The sequence below is a fragment of the Nostoc sp. FACHB-888 genome (assembly GCF_014696655.1).
In the GTDB taxonomy this organism is placed as follows: domain Bacteria; phylum Cyanobacteriota; class Cyanobacteriia; order Cyanobacteriales; family Nostocaceae; genus Nostoc.
Genome location: NZ_JACJQM010000101.1, coordinates 1 through 17,088 on the forward strand (window position 1 = coordinate 1; position 17,088 = coordinate 17,088).

Sequence of the window (17,088 nt, forward strand, 5' to 3'; positions counted from 1 at the left end):
GCGATCGCGCTGTAAGGAATATTGCGCCCGAATTGATCAAATTTCCCAGAGATAAAATAGCCACGCTTTTGGGTAATTGGTTTATAGATTTCCTGCACTAACGCAGATTTGCCAATTCCAGCGTAGCCAGATACCAACATCATTTCAACTTGGAATTTTGGATTGCCCGTTTGTTCGCTTTGTGAAGTCGTTTCTGAATTGTTTGGTAAAGAAGGGATGCGATTGTTTTCTGGACACGCTACACGGTCAAAAGCTGCCAGTAATATTGCAATTTCCTTGTCCCGTCCATACAGTTTTTGGGGAATTTCAAACTGATCGCAAACATCTTGAAGCCCAAGTTGAATGCTAGAGATTTGACCTATTTCTTCTAATTGTTGAACACAGATTTCTAAATCCGCTTTGATTCCCCACGAACTCTGATAGCGATCTTCTGCATTTTTCGCCATCAGTTTCAGAATTATATCTGAAACTGCTTTGGGAATCTTTGTATTTATTTCATGAGGTGAAGATGGCTGTTTAGCAATATGACAATGGACTAGTTCCAGAATATCCGTTGTTGGAAACGGCAGATGTCCGGTTAGCAGTTCGTAGAATGTCACACCAAGGGAGTAAAAATCGGTGCGGTAATCGAGCAAACGGTTCATCCGCCCGGTTTGCTCTGGAGATAAGTATGCGAGTGTTCCTTCTAAAACATGAGGACTTTTAAAAGTCGGATTCGTGCAGTTAAATTGGGTGGCAATCCCAAAATCAATAATTTTGACAACGCCAGTATCAAGATTAAAGACTATGTTTCCAGGGTTGATATCTTTATGAATGACATTGGCTGCATGGATTTTGCCTAGAATGTCGCAAATAGCGATCGCAAGACCTAGAAAAGTGGATAAAGGCATGGGGCAGAAGATATCTGGACGCTGGTGCATCCATTTCTCTAGGGACTCTCCGCCAAAATCTTCTAAGATAATCAGCAGAGTCCGTTGATAGTCTTGCTGGTTGTATGCCTTGACAACTCCTTGCACTGTCAGAGAACGGGTAATTTTATATTCCTGTCTGTAGCGAGTTAGTTCTTGAGGTGAGGGATAATCAAGCTTTAGCATTTTTACGATGATCCCTACTCCATCGTCTCTGATGCCCCGGTACACTAGAGAATTGGAACTTTCGTATATTTTGTTTTGGATAGCAATACCAGGTAGAGCGATCATAGAGCAACTCTTGAGAGGATAATCTGGCATAACCCAAACTATACAGCAATCCAGCTATCTACATTTTTCATTTTTGAGGTTCTATTTGGTTTTGTTCATTTCTAGCCAGTTGTAGAGCTTTAACTGAACTCTGTTGAGGGCTGTATCAATTATGTAGAGCCATTCTACAGCACTCGTTTGACAACTGGCGTAGCACGGGACACCAGAAGCGGAAAGTTTTGCCCTATCCCTCGTACAACTTCTTGACTGTCCCGTTGTGTTGATATCTCCATTGAAACTGCAACCCAAAAACATTGGATGCCAAATTGCCAAAATTGTTTAGGGTGTTATCTCTTTCCCATATTCTGACTCCAGTACATTCAACAATTTCTCTTCGGCAGCCGTCAAATAAAGACCATTCAATTTACCCAACGACTGCAAGAGATTTTTAACTGTCTCCAAAGAGCGAATCTGAATATATTCGCGCAAGGCGTAGGCGTAGCCCGCCGCAGGCATCGCTCAAGGACTGTATCTGCTCACATTCAGCAGACAAGTAATCGTAAGACTTTAGGTGCTGTAACCCAACGGCGTACTCGCCATCCCACATTCTCACGGTGTAACTGAAATCATTGGCGGTGAAAATCGCCCAGCGAACGCCCTTGCTTCGGGGTTCGGGATTGTCAAGAGTTAAAATTTGGCGGACTTAAGGCATCATGTAAAAATAAGTTGTACAAAATTTATTTGGAATAGCTTGCTAAATCTAGCTTTCGCACAAAAATTGTTCAGGTTATTTTTACACAAATCCTAAGCAATTTAGGAGATGTTTTAGACTTGAGTCTTGTCAAGCCCAGAATTCGGGTTGAATCAGGTCGCTAGCGAGTGCTATTAAACTAGCAAAATCAATCCGGCTCAAGAGTATCCACAATCGAACTTGGGCGCGGCAACGGTCGACACCTGTTAATCTGATGATGCGCCACAGAGTTATAAACAGCGGCAACCAAGGATAGGTCAAACGAATGATATGCCAAAAAAGCTTGCGGGACATCTCTATTCAACTTGCAATCAAATTGATCTCAAGGCAAATTCACAGAAATTAACTGGTTGTACATTTAATTCTGCACGCAATAGTACCACAGGCTTTTCCCATAAATGTTCCCATTTTTGAGCAATCAAGGGTTTAGCGTTGTTGCCCATGTTCCATCCTTGCGAGATCGCCATCAGCAGAGGAGAGAGAAATTGCGGTCGCCACAGACTTACAGAAATTAGTGCGTTGGCAATCAACAAGCTTGCTAAAGGTAGTTGAAGTTGTGCCAAATAAAAAGCTTGTAAGCCAATTTCTAAATTGTTCAGAGGTTGACTGAAATTTTTCTTTGACCAGAGCCATGAAGGAATACTAATGTAAAGAATAGTTACTGGATGACCTTACTATGTACTAGATAGTGATAGTTTCTTGAACTTGATATATAAATCAAAGTTAATTTTTGAAAAAACTACCTAATTTAAGGCTTATGCATAAAAAAATTGCTATTCCTATTTTAAGTCTGATGTTTGCAACGCTCATGCCTAATGTGGTAGGTGCTGAGACTGTGATGCAAAAGGTAAAAAGAACAGGGGTATTAACAGCTGGTACTAGTAGAGATGCGCTACCTTTTGCCTATGTGGATAGTGAAGGAAAGTTAAATGGCTACTCTGTAGATATGCTAACTCTAATTAAAGAGCAATTAGAAAAAGACTTAGGAAAAAAAATTAAATTGCAATTAGTTGGTCTTAGCCCTTCTGAGCGGATTCCTAAAATAGTTAATCAACAAGTTGATATTGTGTGTGATGCAACTAGTTTTACATGGAAGCGAGATAAAAAAGTAGATTTTTCTGTCAGCTACGGTGTGACTGGAACCCAATTATTAGTTAAGAAGGGAAGTAATATAGGTTCCCCTGAATCCCTTATTGGTAAGCGAATTGGTGTGCTGGCGGGAACTACAAATGAGCAGGCGCTCGCTCGTGTACAAACCCAAGCTAAACTGGTGTATTTTAAAACAAGGGCAGAGGGATACACAGCTTTGCAAGAAGATACTATTGATGCTTTCTCATCCGATAGCATTCTTTTAGAAGGATGGCTGCAACAGCAAAAAAATCCAGATGCTTTTGCAATCGTACCCGGTCGCCCCTATTCACGAGAAGGTATCGCTTGCATGGTGCCAGAAAATAACTCGAAATTTTTGGATACAGTCAACTATTCTCTAGTCAAGTTCATGCAAGGATTCGTTAATGGGGAGCAGCGATATGTCGCTATTTTTGACCGTTGGTTTGGACCTCAAGGCACTATAGCGCTGAATCGGGATTTACGTGATTTGGTAGTGGAAACTATGCAATTGGTCATAGAATTTCGTGAGGAAATTCCTAAGAGTGACCTGTGAAATAATGAGTTTTTCCCACCAAATCATCTAATTAACTATTCGTACCAGTTTTTTGCACAACTAAGCTTGAATATCAATACCCAACATCTCTGATCTACTCTGCTTTGTTATTCTTATAAAATTAAAGAAAATTTTTTGATTTTGAGTGTTTCTCCCACTTATTTCAACCAAGTATGTGTCGCAATGATATCGTAATTGACCGTGCCAACCTCAGCGATGTTACTGGAATTCTCAAGTTGGCGCAAGCCAATGACGCAGAACATGGTGGTATGTTGTTAGGCCATCTTGAGCCAGAGGGAGTGATGATGACGATATCCAAAATGCCGAGCGTTGTAGCCCGCAAAGATGGGCAAGTTGTAGGATTTTTACTCAGTTGGTCAAAGGCAACTGCTAATTTAACAATAGTAAAGGTGATGTTACAAGCCTACGCTGGTACAAAAGATGCTTACTTGTATGGTCCCATCTGTGTTGATGAAAATATGCGTGGGCAAGGTATTGCTGCGAAAATGTTCGCAAAATTGAAAGATTTTTTACCAGAGCGAGAAGGAATACTGTTCATCAAGGCAAACAACAAAGCATCACTTTAAGCACATCAAAAGATGGGTATGTGCAAGATGGCAGAGTTCATCTATGAAGGCACTGAATTTTTGGTATTCGCGTATAATGGCTAACTACTTGATGGGTTTGGGTAATTCGAGCGGCGCGATCGCTTTTAAGAGCGAGGGGCGTAATCCCAAAATCCAGGAGACGATGATAATTCGGGTTACCAAAGTGCCTGTATATTCTGCTTGTTTGCAGTTTCGGAAAAGTTGCACCATTATTCGGCTGAGTGTTAAATCATAGATGTTACAGATAGCGATGCATCACAAAAATCAGTCGCAATCAAGAGATTTGGGAAAGTTTGTATATCTCTGCACAAAGTTATCTCAATTCTTCCTTGGTGAAAATGGTCAACTTCGGTAAAAAAGAATGAAAGCTGACACTGAGCTAAAAGTTAAAAAGAGCGAAGGAGCGGCAAATAATCGCTCTTCAACTACTCTGGTCAAAAAAATCCCAGCTAAGTTTTAAACAAGATACAAAAACTGAGTTTCGAGCTTAATGTGTTGAGTTAGTGTATGCTTGTTAATGTATAAATTCAATCCTATTTTACTCCAAATGTCTATTACTGAAATTACCCAGAAACTTTTAACAGCCAAAGAAAACAAAGGGCTGACTTTTGCAGAATTAGCAGAAGTTCTGCAATGTAACGAAGTATGGATTGCCTCTGTAATTTACCGTCAAGCGAGTATTTCACTTGAAGAAGCAAAGTTACTAGTTGATATATTAGGGCTTGATATAGACGATGCTAGGGAACTGACTAAATATCCGATAAAAGGTAGTGATGCTGTTGTTCCAACTGACCCTTTTATTTATCGGTTCTATGAAATTATGCAGGTGTATGGACTTCCACTAAAAGATGTAGTTCAAGAAAAGTTTGGTGATGGAATTATGAGTGCTATTGATTTTACCTTGGATGTAGACAAGCAAGAAGACCCAAAAGGCGAACGCGTGAAAATTGTTATGTCAGGTAAATTCCTCCCTTACAAAAAATGGTAATTCTCTTGGGCGTAGATACTTTCAATGGCTAACAAAGCGTCTGCACATGTTTGTTAATGTACATTTAACTTCATAAAAATTGCTCAGAGCAGATTTCCTCTGTTGGAAAATCTTATTGACACTAGTAAACTCAACGAGGTTGTCACCAGCCCCGTTGGTCTTCAAAACCGTGCTTAATAGTTTCCCATTACACGGCTCCTCAATGAATCGGCACATTATCATGTGTACTTCACAACTGAACCATCTTCAGATGTCTTTTCATTGTGGCAGTGTCTGTGTAATATCTGGAGATTTTTGTATTCGTCTTTGCCTATTTCCTTGCTTTATGCTTTCAAAACGGTTTGTTCAACTTTCACCGACACTTTAAAGCTACAAAATGCGATGTTTGAGCCAAAACGATAGAAGTGGCATTGCCACTCGATACCCTGCTTTGGCTCCATAAATTAATCCTTTCTGTTCCAATCTTGTGAGAGCACCCTGAAAACCACCACCTCGTGAAAACTGATGTTTCTGAAGATAGGGGCGTGAATGAGGGCTATCGGTGGGATCGATCACTAAACTTTCTAGTACCCGTGCCTGAATCGGAGGCAGGAGTAACAGGAGAGATTCAAAGGTAACAGACAGATCCTCGTGATAACTATCTTGATGATGGTCTGGGCATACGGCTACACTGCTCAGGTACAAAGCCAATTGTTAGATCGCGATCGCTGGCAGACTATGGTGTTTACTACGCTTTGTTTAGCACAAATGGGACACGCACTGGCTATCCGTTCCAACACGCGGTTAATGTTAGAGGTGAATCCCTTCTCAAATCCCTACCTTATCCTATCCGTTGGTGTCACCAGTATCCTGCAACTGATGCTTATTTATGTTGAACCATTCCGTTCCTTCTTCAATACTCATTACCTGAGTGGATTAGAGCTATTGGTTTGTGTTGGATTTAGTTCTCTAGTGTTTGTCTGGATTGAAGCAGAAAAGCTATTTATTCGATGGTATGCCTCTCGTAAATACTCCAAAATATGAACAAAACAGCTTCACCTTTGGGTGTTCAGACTTACTCCCAAGGTAAAATCGCAATTGACCTGGAACCATGCATTTATGAGCAATTACAGAAACAATCTGTCAGCCCTTCTGAATTCATCCGCAGGTTAGTTGATTTCATTACTACGCTAGAAAACAATAAAGAGAAATACAATATCAATCCTTACACCGAGAAATTTCATAGAGGAATCCACATCTTAGGTTGCCATGATTCTAAATTAGGAGTGTTTCCTGATGCAAATCTGGCATTGAAATGTTCCGAAGATCGCCCTTGTGCAGAAAATCCCAGAAAACAATTTTTTAGGAGCATACAATTAGCCTGGGAATTTGAAACCAAGTTAAACGAGCAAGAGAAACTGCTACTTCAGATTTGTCCCGCTTACTTGCATTTCCAAACTGGCGTTAGGAGTGCTTTATTTAAACGAGTACTCTTTATGCCAAAAATTGAGGGTATTCCATTGGGGAAAATAGAAACTGGATTTAGTCCTGAATTCTGCCAGACATTCAACATTCCTGATTTTCCGGAAATCCTTCGCAAATTCAGGTTCTCCTTGCATCGTTTCCTCGATCCCGAACAAAAGCGTCAACTGCTCAAAATTCAGACTACATACCTATTTCAACGTTTGTTTCAAAGAGGAATTAAAATTTTTAGCTTGAATCAGAAAAACATTCTAGCCACATTGAATATTAGTGGTAACCCTGCTCAATACGTCATTATCGATCCGATCGCAGATTATTATTTATCAATTTCTCCTGTCTACAATGTCTTGACTTCTCAACTATGCAAGTTTAAATAACTTTACTCTTGGAACACAGACGTAATGTTGTAAAAGTGATAACTTACTCAATACCTTAGCCAAAATAAGAGGGTGAAGAGAGAGGGTTGATGTAGTAGAGTTATTGTCTTCCTAAACGACAACTCAAAAGCCACAATCAACCCATACCCGATATTTTATTACTGTGGAAGATGCCTGTTGAGCGATCGCTCCCCTAGTACTGGCAGTTCTGGATTAAGATTAGCGATCGCGCAAGCAATTATTTTGGCAGATCACGGCAGCATAGATGTGCAAAGTGAATTCGGCAAAGGTACCACTTTTACTATTAAGTTACCTTTCTATGCCCGCCCACTCGATAGTGTACGCTCTATTTACCCATTTAAAATGCTATACCATCATTAGCATCAATAATGCATCACATTTTCGAGGTGCGTACACTATATTAATGCACTATATGAATTTAAGTTAATTTAAATAATTCTAAACATTCAACTTTTAAAAGGTCTTTTTTTACCTTAATTTTTCTAAATGATTTAGCAATAACCTCTTCACAAGATATATAAATTTGTGATTGGTTTAATGAAATTAAATCTTGAATTGAAGCACCATATACAATTTCTGATAAACCACTCCAAACACAAGCAGTGGCACACATGGGACAAGGTTCGCCAGTTGTATATATGCTATAACCTTCTAAAGAAGGGTTCTTAAGTTTAGCTGTTAAACTACGAATAACATTAATTTCCGCATGGGCTGATGGATCGCTGTCTCTCTTTACAGTGTTATGAGCTGCGGCCATGACTTCGTTATCTTTGACAATCACAGCACCGTAAGGTGCATCTCCTTTTTCTGCTTCTGCCAAAGCTAAACGCATAAAATATTCTGGGTTCATATAAGCGGAGGTTAACATAAGGATAATGATTAATAATATCGTATTTCTAATGCTATAACTGGGAATTAAAATTAGTTAATGGTCGAATATGTTACTGAGCAGACAAGAAACAGAATTCTACTTAAAAGACCTGGAAACACCATTAGGTAAAGCGATTAATTTAAGCCTTGCCGCTATGGTACTAATATCATCAGGAATTTTTGTGGCAGAAACTTATAATATTCCTGATTCTGTGCGATTCCAATTGCATCTAGTCGATACTGCGATCGTCATTATCTTCGCGGCGGAATATTCACTCCGTCTGTGGAGTGCGGAAAACAAAATTAAGTATATTTTTAGCTTTTATTCGATTATTGACTTAATGGCGATTTTGCCATTCTTTTTAGGAATGGTAGATATCAGCTTTATCCGCCTGCTGCGATGGTTTCGGATTTTACGATTAATCAGATTTATCGATAGGAAATTTTTCTTCGCCAGTATCAGCACCGAAGATGGAATGATTTTTGCACGAATATTATTTACATTATTTGCAATTGTTTTTATTTATTCTGGTTTAATTTATCAAGTAGAGCATCCGGTTAATCCTCAAAATTACGGTACATTTTTGGATGCATTCTATTTTTCTGTTGTCACAATGACAACCGTGGGATTTGGCGATGTTACTCCAATTTCTGAATTAGGGCGCTTGCTAACGGTACTGATGATTTTTACAGGAATTGCGCTGATTCCTTGGCAAGTGGGAGATTTAATCAAGCGAGTGGTGAAAACTACTAATCAGGTAGAAACAGTTTGTTCTGGTTGTGCTTTGACTTTCCATGATATAGATGCTGGATTTTGTAAAAGGTGTGGGGCTAAGTTAGCTAGTCGCATTGATTGAGAGAGTTAAGTCGTGGCGCTGACGGAGGGTAAATTTTAGTGTGTGCTACAATCTTGTGGTAAATTAGATGACAAACCTGAGATGGGCATTGATGTTTCAATTCCTAATAGGGATTTTAGGTAATTGCAATGCTGCTCGGCTTTTTGAGTTAAAGATGCCTCATCGTTTCAATCCCTAATAGGGATTTTAGGTAATTGCAATTCTATATACAGAAAGCAAACAAGCTAGAAAAGCAGTTTCAATCCCTAATAGGGATTTTAGGTAATTGCAATTTTGGCGTTCTTGTTCTAAGTTAAATAATCTTTCGTTTCAATCCCTAATAGGGATTTTAGGTAATTGCAATTCGCTAACGTCCAAGTGTAGCGCCTCAGAAACGCGTTTCAATCCCTAATAGGGATTTTAGGTAATTGCAATTCAATTAGTCCTGCGGTGTCAATTTTGGCTAGGCTGTTTCAATCCCTAATAGGGATTTTAGGTAATTGCAATTGGTGGATGTCTCCTCGTCGAAATCAATAGATAAGTTTCAATCCCTAATAGGGATTTTAGGTAATTGCAATCCAACCTCATCAAAAAGAACAACTGAACCAGGACGCCAATAGATAAGTTTCAATCCCTAATAGGGATTTTAGGTAATTGCAATTCTTTAATCAAGTAGTTTCGCTTGGCGGTCTGTTGTTTCAATCCCTAATAGGGATTTTAGGTAATTGCAATGATTGGCTTGTAAAAGTCTTGCCTTATTTGGTTTTCAAGGTTCGATTGCGCGAATTTAAGGCTCATAACACGAGGAGTTATAATTTGGCTAGAGGCAAATGGCTGAAAACTAGTCCCCATAAGGTGCGCGGATGGTTTAGAAATGCGAGCACTCCCAAGTTATTGCATAGAGGGCAATTCAGCCATTTTTGTAGTCACTCCTTCCCGAACACCTACCTATCCGCGCATTTAGCGAATAAACTAACTAATCTGATGGTAAAGCTGCTTACTTACAGCACTTTGCAACTAAATGAGGTACAGAACCAAGGATTCACAAATCAAATTATTCTTCTTCCTCCTGCCTCCAGCATAGCTGCCTCCTGCCTCAAAACCAGTGACTTTCTACTTCATGCAAAAGAAAACTGCTGTAATAAATATCCTACCTGATTAGGTTAGCTGACTTCAAGGCCATACCTGGGTTAGGCTACGCCTATGCAATACCAGCACCCTCGTGACCAACCTTACTTAGCAACGTCTTCAAAGTCTGTTATTGCACAAGCAAACTCTGTAAAAGCTGTTTTAATCAGAACCTCTTTCGTTCCCCTTTCTAGCGAAGAATTGCGTATGAGGTCTGTTAATTCTATGAACAGCAGAGAAAACATAAAACGATCTTGGCGGTCAACTTGTTTCAAGCAAGACGATATAAACTGATAAAGCTCTGTTTTTCTAGGCTTAGTTTGTTCTTCCCATGTTTGTAACCCAAGCCGAAAAGTTCTCAAGCGGATTTCATTAGTGTTGAAGGACGCGTCTTTGTAGCGGACTGATACGCGTTGAGGTATATCCATGAGTTTTAGCTATACATATTCGATGTAAAGTAATTATTCACTTATATTTTCGCTTAACCGGAAAAATCTGATATTTTGCACCAATTGCAACAACTGCCATAGGTTAGAAATGAATGACTTGCATGGAAAATGAACAGTAGGGGCCCACAGGCGTGCGCCCTTACTATGATCAATTTAGAGGATGCCCCAGAAATGGAGTAAGCCTTGACCAGAAAAAGCTTCAATCAAAATGGCAGATAGAAAACCAATCATTGCAAGACGACCGTTCCAGTTTTCACTCTGAGGAGTGAAGCCAAAACGCACAGCATTAGGATCTTCTGAAACAATAGGCGCAGGATTCTTAAAACCTGTCATCAGTAAAACTCCAAAGTTCAAGTGTTGTAGCAGTTGTAACTGTCTGTAAAGTAATGTAACAGATGTTTGAAAAAATGCAACATTGAGTAAATAAAGAAAATCTGAACACAAAACTACTTGACTAATGTTTTGGCACCAGATTATGTGGGAGCTAATTTAGCTTTCTGGCGATCGCAGTAATTAGTGAGTTAAACTGCGTTTGATTAAAAAAAATCGCATCATATTATACTTAGATAGTACTTGAACTTTTATTTTCTGAAAATGAAAACACAAATAGAAATAGATAAACGCTAATGATTTACCTATTTCTACCTGTGATTATCTGGTTTCAATACCTGGGAATTAAACGATTAAGCTTGTTGTATTTCTGGACGACCATCTTCAACCACAAATGAAGCCCGTTTACTAATGGTGCCAGATGGGGTTGTGACGTTTGACATAACTAGATAATCTGTTTTCCAAGTTGTAGGAGTCAGCGCACAGCGAACATAGCCCCGTTGACCGTTGAAAAATTTAATGTGTGGGTTATCTGGTAAGTAAGCTTCAACGGTGGGATTAGTATCTGCTCCATCTCCACCGGAGCTAATTGAGGAACAGACGAATTCACTACCAACGGTGGCGGATTGTGGGTTATCAAAGTTAACCTTCAGGTTCATCGCCCAGTGGGAATGCACATCGCCTGCCAAGGATACTGGATTAGAAGGGCGGCGCTGTCCGAGGAAAGCCATGAGGCGATCGCGCGAAGCCACATAACCATCCCATTTATCCATGCTGTAAGTTCCGCCAGGACCTGGTGTCATGTCTCGTTGAGCAATGGGTACTTGCTGCGCCAAAACATTCCACTTGGAGTGTGAGCTATTTAGACCATCGAATAACCAATTTTCCTGTGCTTTACCAGTAATTGTTGCATTCGGATCTAAATTTTCTGGGCAACGTTCTTTAGTACCATCATCACAAGGCTGATTGGTGCGATATTGGCGGGTATCTAAGACATGGAAGGTGGCTAAGTTACCAAAGGAAAGCCTACGGTAAAGTTGCATATCTGGGCCAACAGGACGCGAGAAGGGGCGCAGTGGCATATGTTCGTAATAAGCCTGATAAGCAATAGCCCGCCGTTGGAGGAAAATTGCCCGATCCTGATCTGGTTCGGTATCAACTTGGGAGATGTCGTCGGCGTAGTTGTTTTCTACTTCGTGGTCATCCCAAGTGACAATCCAGGGAAATGCTGCATGAGCTGCTTGCAGATTAGTATCAGTTTTATAGAGGGCGTGACGGTTGCGGTAATCCTCTAAAGTAAAAATTTCTAAACCATTGTGTTGTCTGGGGCCATTGTCTGAGATTCCCCCTTCATAGATGTAATCACCAACATGCACTACTAAATCGAGGTCTTCCTGTGCTAGATATTTGTAGGCGGTATAGAATCCCTGTTGATAGTTTTGGCAGGAGACTAGACCAAAGTTAAATTTACTCAAGTAGCTATTTGCTAGAGGCGCTGTACGAGTGCGACCAATAGGGCTAGCATCTTGGCCCACAAGAAACCGATACCAGTACCAAGTATCAGATTGCAGCCCTTCTACCACAACTCGTACTGAGTGAGCTAGTTCTGGGGTTGCCAGTACCGTACCTCTAGAGACAATGCGCCTCATATCGGGATCAGTTGCTACTTCCCAACGAATTGGCACATTAAGAGGTGACATTCCACCTCCGTTTAATGGTTCAGGAGCAAGACGAGTCCAAATCACTACGCTGGTAGGATAGGGTTCACCCGACGCTACACCCAAGGTAAAAGGATAATTGGAAAATCTGCCTCTAGCTATCGCTCTTTGAGGAGAAAATTGGTTAGCGATCGCTAAACCAGACAACGCTCCTGCCCCGATAATTAAGTTGCGTCGTTTCATTCGACTGTGCAGGAACTGCTCAAAATTCCGGTAATCTACCATTCTCTACTCCTGAGTAACAGGTAACTTAAAGCACACCAACAGCTAACACAAAGAAGGCAGGGTAATCGTAGGCAAACTTCATAACTAATTCCCTTACCAAAATCAGGTTTTAATCCCCAATTTTTCTTTTATTATCAATGTGTTAGATGTTATGTTGCTACATAAAAGCCTACTAATAACAGATTAATCCTTGGCAAAGAAAGCGTTAATATCACCTTAACCAAGCTTAGATTTTAAGCTTTTCATTGATGTTACTTTTCTCTTCATCATCCAGCCCAGGCTACAAGCAAACAAAGTGCCAACTACAGGTGTAGGTTCAGGTACTTGTGTATAGGAAACTTTACCTAATATGGGTTGAGCATCTGGAGAAGTTCTAGAGAAAATTGTAAAATCCTCACCGATGATTTCGTAACTGATAGAACTGGAAGGATTAGATTTATCGTTGAACAGATAATCTAATGCAAAATTTGTTTGTCCTGTTAAGGATGTGGTTTGAAATACAAGAGGAAATTCTGGATATTTGTTATCATCTTGTTCAGTGTAAACGGTAGAATCACCGTCAAATTGAAAAGAGAGAGAATTAATGGTGGCTACAGGATTAACTTCATTACTGAAAGTTGAGTCATCAAAGCTAAAAAAGCCATTTCCCTTCTTTTCCATGCTCTCAACTGTGAAAGCGTAATTAATAATTGCAGCAGATACAGATTTTGAATCTACAGTAACAAGGCCTAATGTAAGACTAGCAGCAGCAAGAACTAGTTGGGGAACCAATTTCATCTCAGTTTTCCTCACAATAAACTTCTGTAACCAATGCACACTTCAAAGTGGAGAAATAATTTGTTTCTAAACTACTTCTTTCTTAAATTAGTATTTATCACTGATTAGAAAAGTGATCTTAATCAATGATTTTCCCTTTTTTAAGAACAAGAAACAAGTTTCCAATTAATTGGAATCATCCTATTTTATAGTTAGGAGTTTAAGCAGACTTTAATTAAAGGTAAAATTGAAGAATAATGCAGAATTCAGAATCAATCAGTATGGCATTCAGATCCGCCACTACAAAAGACCCCCACCAAATTTTCAATTTGGTGGGGGTCTTAAACGGGACATGGCATTGCTATGTCCCGCGTTCAAATGGAAATCGTTATGTATACATTGGCTTTTAAAGCATCCGCCAAAAGTATTAATTACGGAACATAATCTATTATCAACGAAGGCAGGAGGCAAAGGGCAGTTATTACTGGAAGAAAGCTGCCCATCGTACTTTCTTTAACTCTTTGAATTGTCGCTTGTAGAACAGGGAACAGATTTTTTACCTGACCAATCTGTAAAAGTATTTTCATCTTTATAATGTCGGGGAGTTTGCAGCAGCAAGTTCCAAGCCTCCCCAGCATCAAATAAATTAAAGTCTTCAGAATAGTGAGTTTCTAACAAATCCCTAACTATGAAGTAATAGTCAGAGTTCATTCCTGGAAAAATATGATGTTCAGTATGGTGAGAGAAATTTAAATGCAACAGGTCAAATATTTTATAAACCCGGAGAGATATACTATTAATAAGTGGATCATTAACGCTAGTCATCCTACAAAGCATATGATTGGTATAAATATAAAACATTACCCCACCATAGCCAATTCCAATAGGTAAAAAGTAGCCGAGTATGAGTTTAAGGGGTTCAAACTGTAGATAGGCAAGGATGCTCAGATGAATTGTTATCATCATCAATAATTCCCCTGCGATCGCTCGACGATCTTTGGCACTAACTGTAAATGCAGCAGGAACATAATCGACAGATTCACGATTGAAAAATAGCACAGATGTGAGATTACGAAAAGTATGTACTCCCCAAGCTGATGTTAATCCGACTACGAGCCATATAGGATTGACTTCACTAGAAGGCACAAATAAATCCTGAATCCATTTTCCCCAGGTTGAAGACTGTTCATATAAGTAATTGCGATCGGGGTCACCAAAATCATTAGTGTGATTATGATGTACTCGGTTATGAACCGCTTTCCACAGTGTTGGTGGCATCCACAACATTGTTAGTCCTAGAAAGCCAATGATATAAATTAATCGGGCGTTTTTAATCACGCTACCATGCATCAGATCGTGGGTGCTAAATAGTAAGACAACCACGCTATTACCCATAATGATACTTAGGGGAAGATAAAGCCATAAAAGAGATGGCAACCAACAATCTAAGCGAGCCGCTATCATCCACCCTAGTATCAAAATTGCCAGATTAATGAACAAGATAACTAACTTACTTGGATCTGGGATAAATGCTTCAGGTGGAATGAGGGAACGTAATTCTTTCGCATATATTTTCTGGTGAATCAGTGTTTGATCAGTACTAACATTCATAAATCATTGTCACTCACGTAAAGAATTGAACTAAATACAGTTTTGCGGTAAATCGTAGCGTTTTTAAACGCAGAGTCTTTCGTAATTTTATGGATTACGAACTTATGAAAGTCTATACTAAGACATTCCAAAAGCTAACTGATCTCCAAGACCTTCGCAAAAAAAAGGATGGAGAGATAGGAATAATGTAAAAATCAACTAGAGAAGGGCGATCGCAGGAGCAAGGGAAGCAGTTCTTCAGTATGAAAAGAATGGAAAACAATCTTTTGTTGCTTATGAAGTTACTTCTGTTTTCCACCAATTGGGTGAATTTTGCGGTACTAGTTTCTTATTGTTCTAACATTTGGAAGAATCTAGTAAAGTAATCTGGAAAGGTTTTCGCTGTACAGCCAGGATCTTTAATTACAATGCCTGGAACCTTCAAGCCTGTGACAGCAAAAGCCATCGCCATTCGATGATCGTGATAGGTTTCAATCGCCGCCGGGGTAATGGGGCCAGGCTCAATTTTCAGTCTATCTGCAAATTCTTCAACCTTGACTCCCAGCCGACGTAACTCTGTGACAACAGCTTTAATTCGATCGGTTTCCTTATATCGAATATGTTCCACGTTACGAATCGTAATCGGTGAACTGGCAAAGGGCGCGATCGCTCCTAATGTTTGCACCAAATCTGATATATCATTCATATCAATGTCGATGCCTTGCAATTGCTTCGGCCCTGTCACTTCGGTGTAATCATCCGAATCTTTAATTTGGCAACCCATCTGTTCTAAAACATCCAGCCACAGAATATCACCCTGGCAAGATTGTTTAGTCAAATGTTTGACGCGCACCCGTCCACCCGTGACGGCGGCGGCGGCAAAAAAGTAAGAAGCATTTGACGCATCGGGTTCTACTGTGTAATGTCGAGCTTGGTAACGTTGACCCGCTTTAATCTGAAATTGATTATCGCCGATTTGATTCACCTCAACACCAAAATCCGCCATCAGACGACAGGTCATTTTGACGTAAGATTGAGAAACTAATGTCCCCTCAACCTCAATGTTCGTATCTTGTTGAGCATAAGGCGCAATCATTAGCAGTGCTGAAAGTTGCTGACTTGTTTGGTTAGCTTTTAAACTAAAATTTCCGCCAGCGAATCCCTTACTATAGACGGCGTAGGGCATAAAGCCGGAGTTTCCTTCAAAGTTAATGGTTGCTCCGCCTGCTTCTAGTACCGTTAACAAGTCACCCATCGGCCGTTCTCGCATTCGGGGAACGCCATCTAGACGATATTCACCGTTACCCAATGCCACCAGCGCCGAGATAAACCGTGCTGCTGTACCTGCCAAACCCACAAATAAATCTGCCTGTTTAGCTGGAATCTCGCCTCCTCTTCCGGCGACTTGAATCTGTGCTTGATGAGGATTCAAAGTAATGGGGATGCCCAATTGCTCTACGCATTTGGCAAAATACTCGCTATCTTCACTAAATAAAGCATTTTCTAAAACGGAGTCACCTTCTGCCAAAGCAGCGACAAGCAGCGCTCGATTGGTAAGACTTTTAGAACCGGGAATTTCTACCGTGGCATCCACTGGCCGATCTAGAGCAGGAATTGCAATGGTATCCACGTTAAACCTCTAAGTAGGCGGTTAGCTACAACTTTATATATTGATATATTGACATATTGTGGCCAAAAGGGGCAGGGGAAGCAGGAATATTGAGATTAACCCATGCCCAATGGCTCGTAGTTGAGTGGAAAATCTGACTCCGCTTTTGGGAATACTTGATTTATTCACCTGACTAATCTAGAACTCAGGCATTATCAATATGAAATGGAGCAAATGAATTTCTCAATCCTCGAAATGGGAATCGAGATTAATACAGGCGAGGCCGTAGCGGAAAATGTTGGTTCTCAAAAACGCGCTCAATATACAGTTGTTGGCAGCTATGTTAATTTGGCTGCTCGAATTGAGTCTAAGAGGCTGTTTGAAAAGTCAAAGAAATGGTAAAAAAGCTCTCTCAGTATACGCTGTGAATATATAGTAGACAGCACTGAGAGAGCAACATGAGTAAAGCATACCCCAGCAATCTGACCCGTGCTCAATATGAATTTCTGAGTGACATGATTCCAGAACCA

Annotated in this window: 17 protein-coding genes, 4 pseudogenes and 1 CRISPR repeat array; of the genes and pseudogenes, 8 read left to right on the top strand and 13 right to left on the bottom strand. The window is 40.1% G+C overall.

Going from position 1 to position 17,088, the window contains the following annotated elements; genetic code table 11:
* The 4 genes from H6G26_RS30905 to H6G26_RS30920 form a co-directional block, all read right to left on the bottom strand.
* Positions 1 to 1,199: serine/threonine-protein kinase (locus tag H6G26_RS30905; RefSeq protein ID WP_190734365.1), on the bottom strand; the 1,199-nt coding region annotated here is incomplete at its 3' end.
* Between the two features lie 318 nt (positions 1,200 to 1,517).
* Entirely contained in the window at positions 1,518 to 1,694 is a 177-nt protein-coding gene (locus H6G26_RS30910; protein WP_242053979.1) for a hypothetical protein, read from the bottom strand.
* A 325-nt stretch (positions 1,695 to 2,019) separates the two neighbouring features.
* Positions 2,020 to 2,223, bottom strand: a complete 204-nt coding sequence (locus H6G26_RS30915; RefSeq protein ID WP_190734367.1) for a hypothetical protein — start codon at positions 2,221 to 2,223, stop codon at positions 2,020 to 2,022.
* A 17-nt stretch (positions 2,224 to 2,240) separates the two neighbouring features.
* Positions 2,241 to 2,585 carry a Coq4 family protein gene (locus H6G26_RS30920; RefSeq protein WP_190734390.1) on the bottom strand — a complete coding sequence of 115 codons (345 nt, stop codon included), beginning with the start codon at positions 2,583 to 2,585 and terminating at the stop codon, positions 2,241 to 2,243.
* Positions 2,586 to 2,686: 101 nt separating this feature from the next.
* Between H6G26_RS30920 and H6G26_RS30925 the strand changes: the two genes are divergently transcribed.
* Both H6G26_RS30925 and H6G26_RS30930 read left to right on the top strand, forming a co-directional pair.
* Positions 2,687 to 3,592, top strand: a complete 906-nt coding sequence (locus H6G26_RS30925; protein WP_190734369.1) for an amino acid ABC transporter substrate-binding protein — start codon at positions 2,687 to 2,689, stop codon at positions 3,590 to 3,592.
* 173 nt (positions 3,593 to 3,765) lie between these two features.
* Complete coding sequence (locus tag H6G26_RS30930; RefSeq protein ID WP_190734371.1) at positions 3,766 to 4,179, top strand: GNAT family N-acetyltransferase; 414 nt, start codon at positions 3,766 to 3,768, stop codon at positions 4,177 to 4,179.
* Positions 4,180 to 4,263: 84 nt separating this feature from the next.
* On the opposite strand, the gene H6G26_RS42155 is transcribed toward H6G26_RS30930, so the two are convergent.
* Positions 4,264 to 4,410 carry a hypothetical protein gene (locus tag H6G26_RS42155; protein WP_206757569.1) on the bottom strand — a complete coding sequence of 49 codons (147 nt, stop codon included), beginning with the start codon at positions 4,408 to 4,410 and terminating at the stop codon, positions 4,264 to 4,266.
* 337 nt (positions 4,411 to 4,747) lie between these two features.
* Here H6G26_RS42155 and cynS point away from each other — a divergent pair, with 337 nt between their 5' ends.
* The gene (gene cynS / locus H6G26_RS30940; RefSeq protein WP_190734392.1) at positions 4,748 to 5,188 is read left to right on the top strand and encodes a cyanase; all 441 of its coding nucleotides are present in this window, start codon (positions 4,748 to 4,750) and stop codon (positions 5,186 to 5,188) included.
* A 369-nt stretch (positions 5,189 to 5,557) separates the two neighbouring features.
* On the opposite strand, the pseudogene H6G26_RS43025 reads toward cynS, so the two are convergent.
* Positions 5,558 to 5,818, bottom strand: a pseudogene (locus H6G26_RS43025) (ATP-binding protein); the annotation flags it as partial.
* On the opposite strand from H6G26_RS43025, the pseudogene H6G26_RS30950 reads away from it, so the two are divergent.
* The 3 genes and pseudogenes from H6G26_RS30950 to H6G26_RS30960 form a co-directional block, all read left to right on the top strand.
* Positions 5,819 to 6,211: pseudogene (locus tag H6G26_RS30950) on the top strand (cation-translocating P-type ATPase C-terminal domain-containing protein); the annotation flags it as partial. It lies immediately after the preceding pseudogene.
* The gene (locus H6G26_RS30955; protein ID WP_190734375.1) at positions 6,208 to 7,026 is read left to right on the top strand and encodes a hypothetical protein; all 819 of its coding nucleotides are present in this window, start codon (positions 6,208 to 6,210) and stop codon (positions 7,024 to 7,026) included. The pseudogene H6G26_RS30950 and the gene H6G26_RS30955, both read left to right, overlap by 4 nt.
* Before the next feature lie 180 nt (positions 7,027 to 7,206).
* Positions 7,207 to 7,407: pseudogene (locus H6G26_RS30960) on the top strand (ATP-binding protein); the annotation flags it as partial.
* Positions 7,408 to 7,465: 58 nt separating this feature from the next.
* Here H6G26_RS30960 and H6G26_RS30965 read toward each other — a convergent pair.
* Positions 7,466 to 7,897: a nucleoside deaminase gene (locus H6G26_RS30965; RefSeq protein WP_190734396.1), complete on the bottom strand. Its 432-nt coding sequence runs from the start codon at positions 7,895 to 7,897 to the stop codon at positions 7,466 to 7,468.
* Between the two features lie 88 nt (positions 7,898 to 7,985).
* Here H6G26_RS30965 and H6G26_RS30970 point away from each other — a divergent pair, with 88 nt between their 5' ends.
* Positions 7,986 to 8,774, top strand: coding sequence for an ion transporter (locus H6G26_RS30970; protein ID WP_190734377.1), 789 nt, complete (start codon positions 7,986 to 7,988; stop codon positions 8,772 to 8,774).
* A gap of 93 nt (positions 8,775 to 8,867) precedes the next feature.
* Positions 8,868 to 9,485: a CRISPR direct-repeat array (repeat unit 37 nt; unit sequence GTTTCAATCCCTAATAGGGATTTTAGGTAATTGCAAT).
* Between the two features lie 500 nt (positions 9,486 to 9,985).
* Here the strand turns inward: H6G26_RS30970 and H6G26_RS30975 are convergent.
* From H6G26_RS30975 to aroA, 6 genes are all read right to left on the bottom strand, one after another.
* Positions 9,986 to 10,309, bottom strand: coding sequence for a hypothetical protein (locus tag H6G26_RS30975; RefSeq protein ID WP_190734379.1), 324 nt, complete (start codon positions 10,307 to 10,309; stop codon positions 9,986 to 9,988).
* Positions 10,310 to 10,483: 174 nt separating this feature from the next.
* On the bottom strand, positions 10,484 to 10,663 hold the full coding sequence (locus H6G26_RS30980; RefSeq protein WP_012407782.1) for a chlorophyll a/b-binding protein: 180 nt from the start codon (positions 10,661 to 10,663) through the stop codon (positions 10,484 to 10,486).
* A gap of 350 nt (positions 10,664 to 11,013) precedes the next feature.
* Positions 11,014 to 12,603, bottom strand: coding sequence for an alkaline phosphatase (locus tag H6G26_RS30985; RefSeq protein ID WP_190734381.1), 1,590 nt, complete (start codon positions 12,601 to 12,603; stop codon positions 11,014 to 11,016).
* Between the two features lie 216 nt (positions 12,604 to 12,819).
* The gene (locus tag H6G26_RS30990) at positions 12,820 to 13,380 is read right to left on the bottom strand and encodes a PEP-CTERM sorting domain-containing protein (RefSeq protein WP_199327167.1); all 561 of its coding nucleotides are present in this window, start codon (positions 13,378 to 13,380) and stop codon (positions 12,820 to 12,822) included.
* 492 nt (positions 13,381 to 13,872) lie between these two features.
* Positions 13,873 to 14,970 carry a fatty acid desaturase gene (locus H6G26_RS30995; RefSeq protein ID WP_190734385.1) on the bottom strand — a complete coding sequence of 366 codons (1,098 nt, stop codon included), beginning with the start codon at positions 14,968 to 14,970 and terminating at the stop codon, positions 13,873 to 13,875.
* A 328-nt stretch (positions 14,971 to 15,298) separates the two neighbouring features.
* Positions 15,299 to 16,579, bottom strand: coding sequence for a 3-phosphoshikimate 1-carboxyvinyltransferase (gene aroA, locus H6G26_RS31000; protein ID WP_190734388.1), 1,281 nt, complete (start codon positions 16,577 to 16,579; stop codon positions 15,299 to 15,301).
* 162 nt (positions 16,580 to 16,741) lie between these two features.
* Between aroA and H6G26_RS31005 the strand changes: the two are divergent.
* Positions 16,742 to 16,927, top strand: a pseudogene (locus tag H6G26_RS31005) (adenylate/guanylate cyclase domain-containing protein); the annotation flags it as partial.
* Between the last annotated feature and the right edge of the window lie 161 nt (positions 16,928 to 17,088).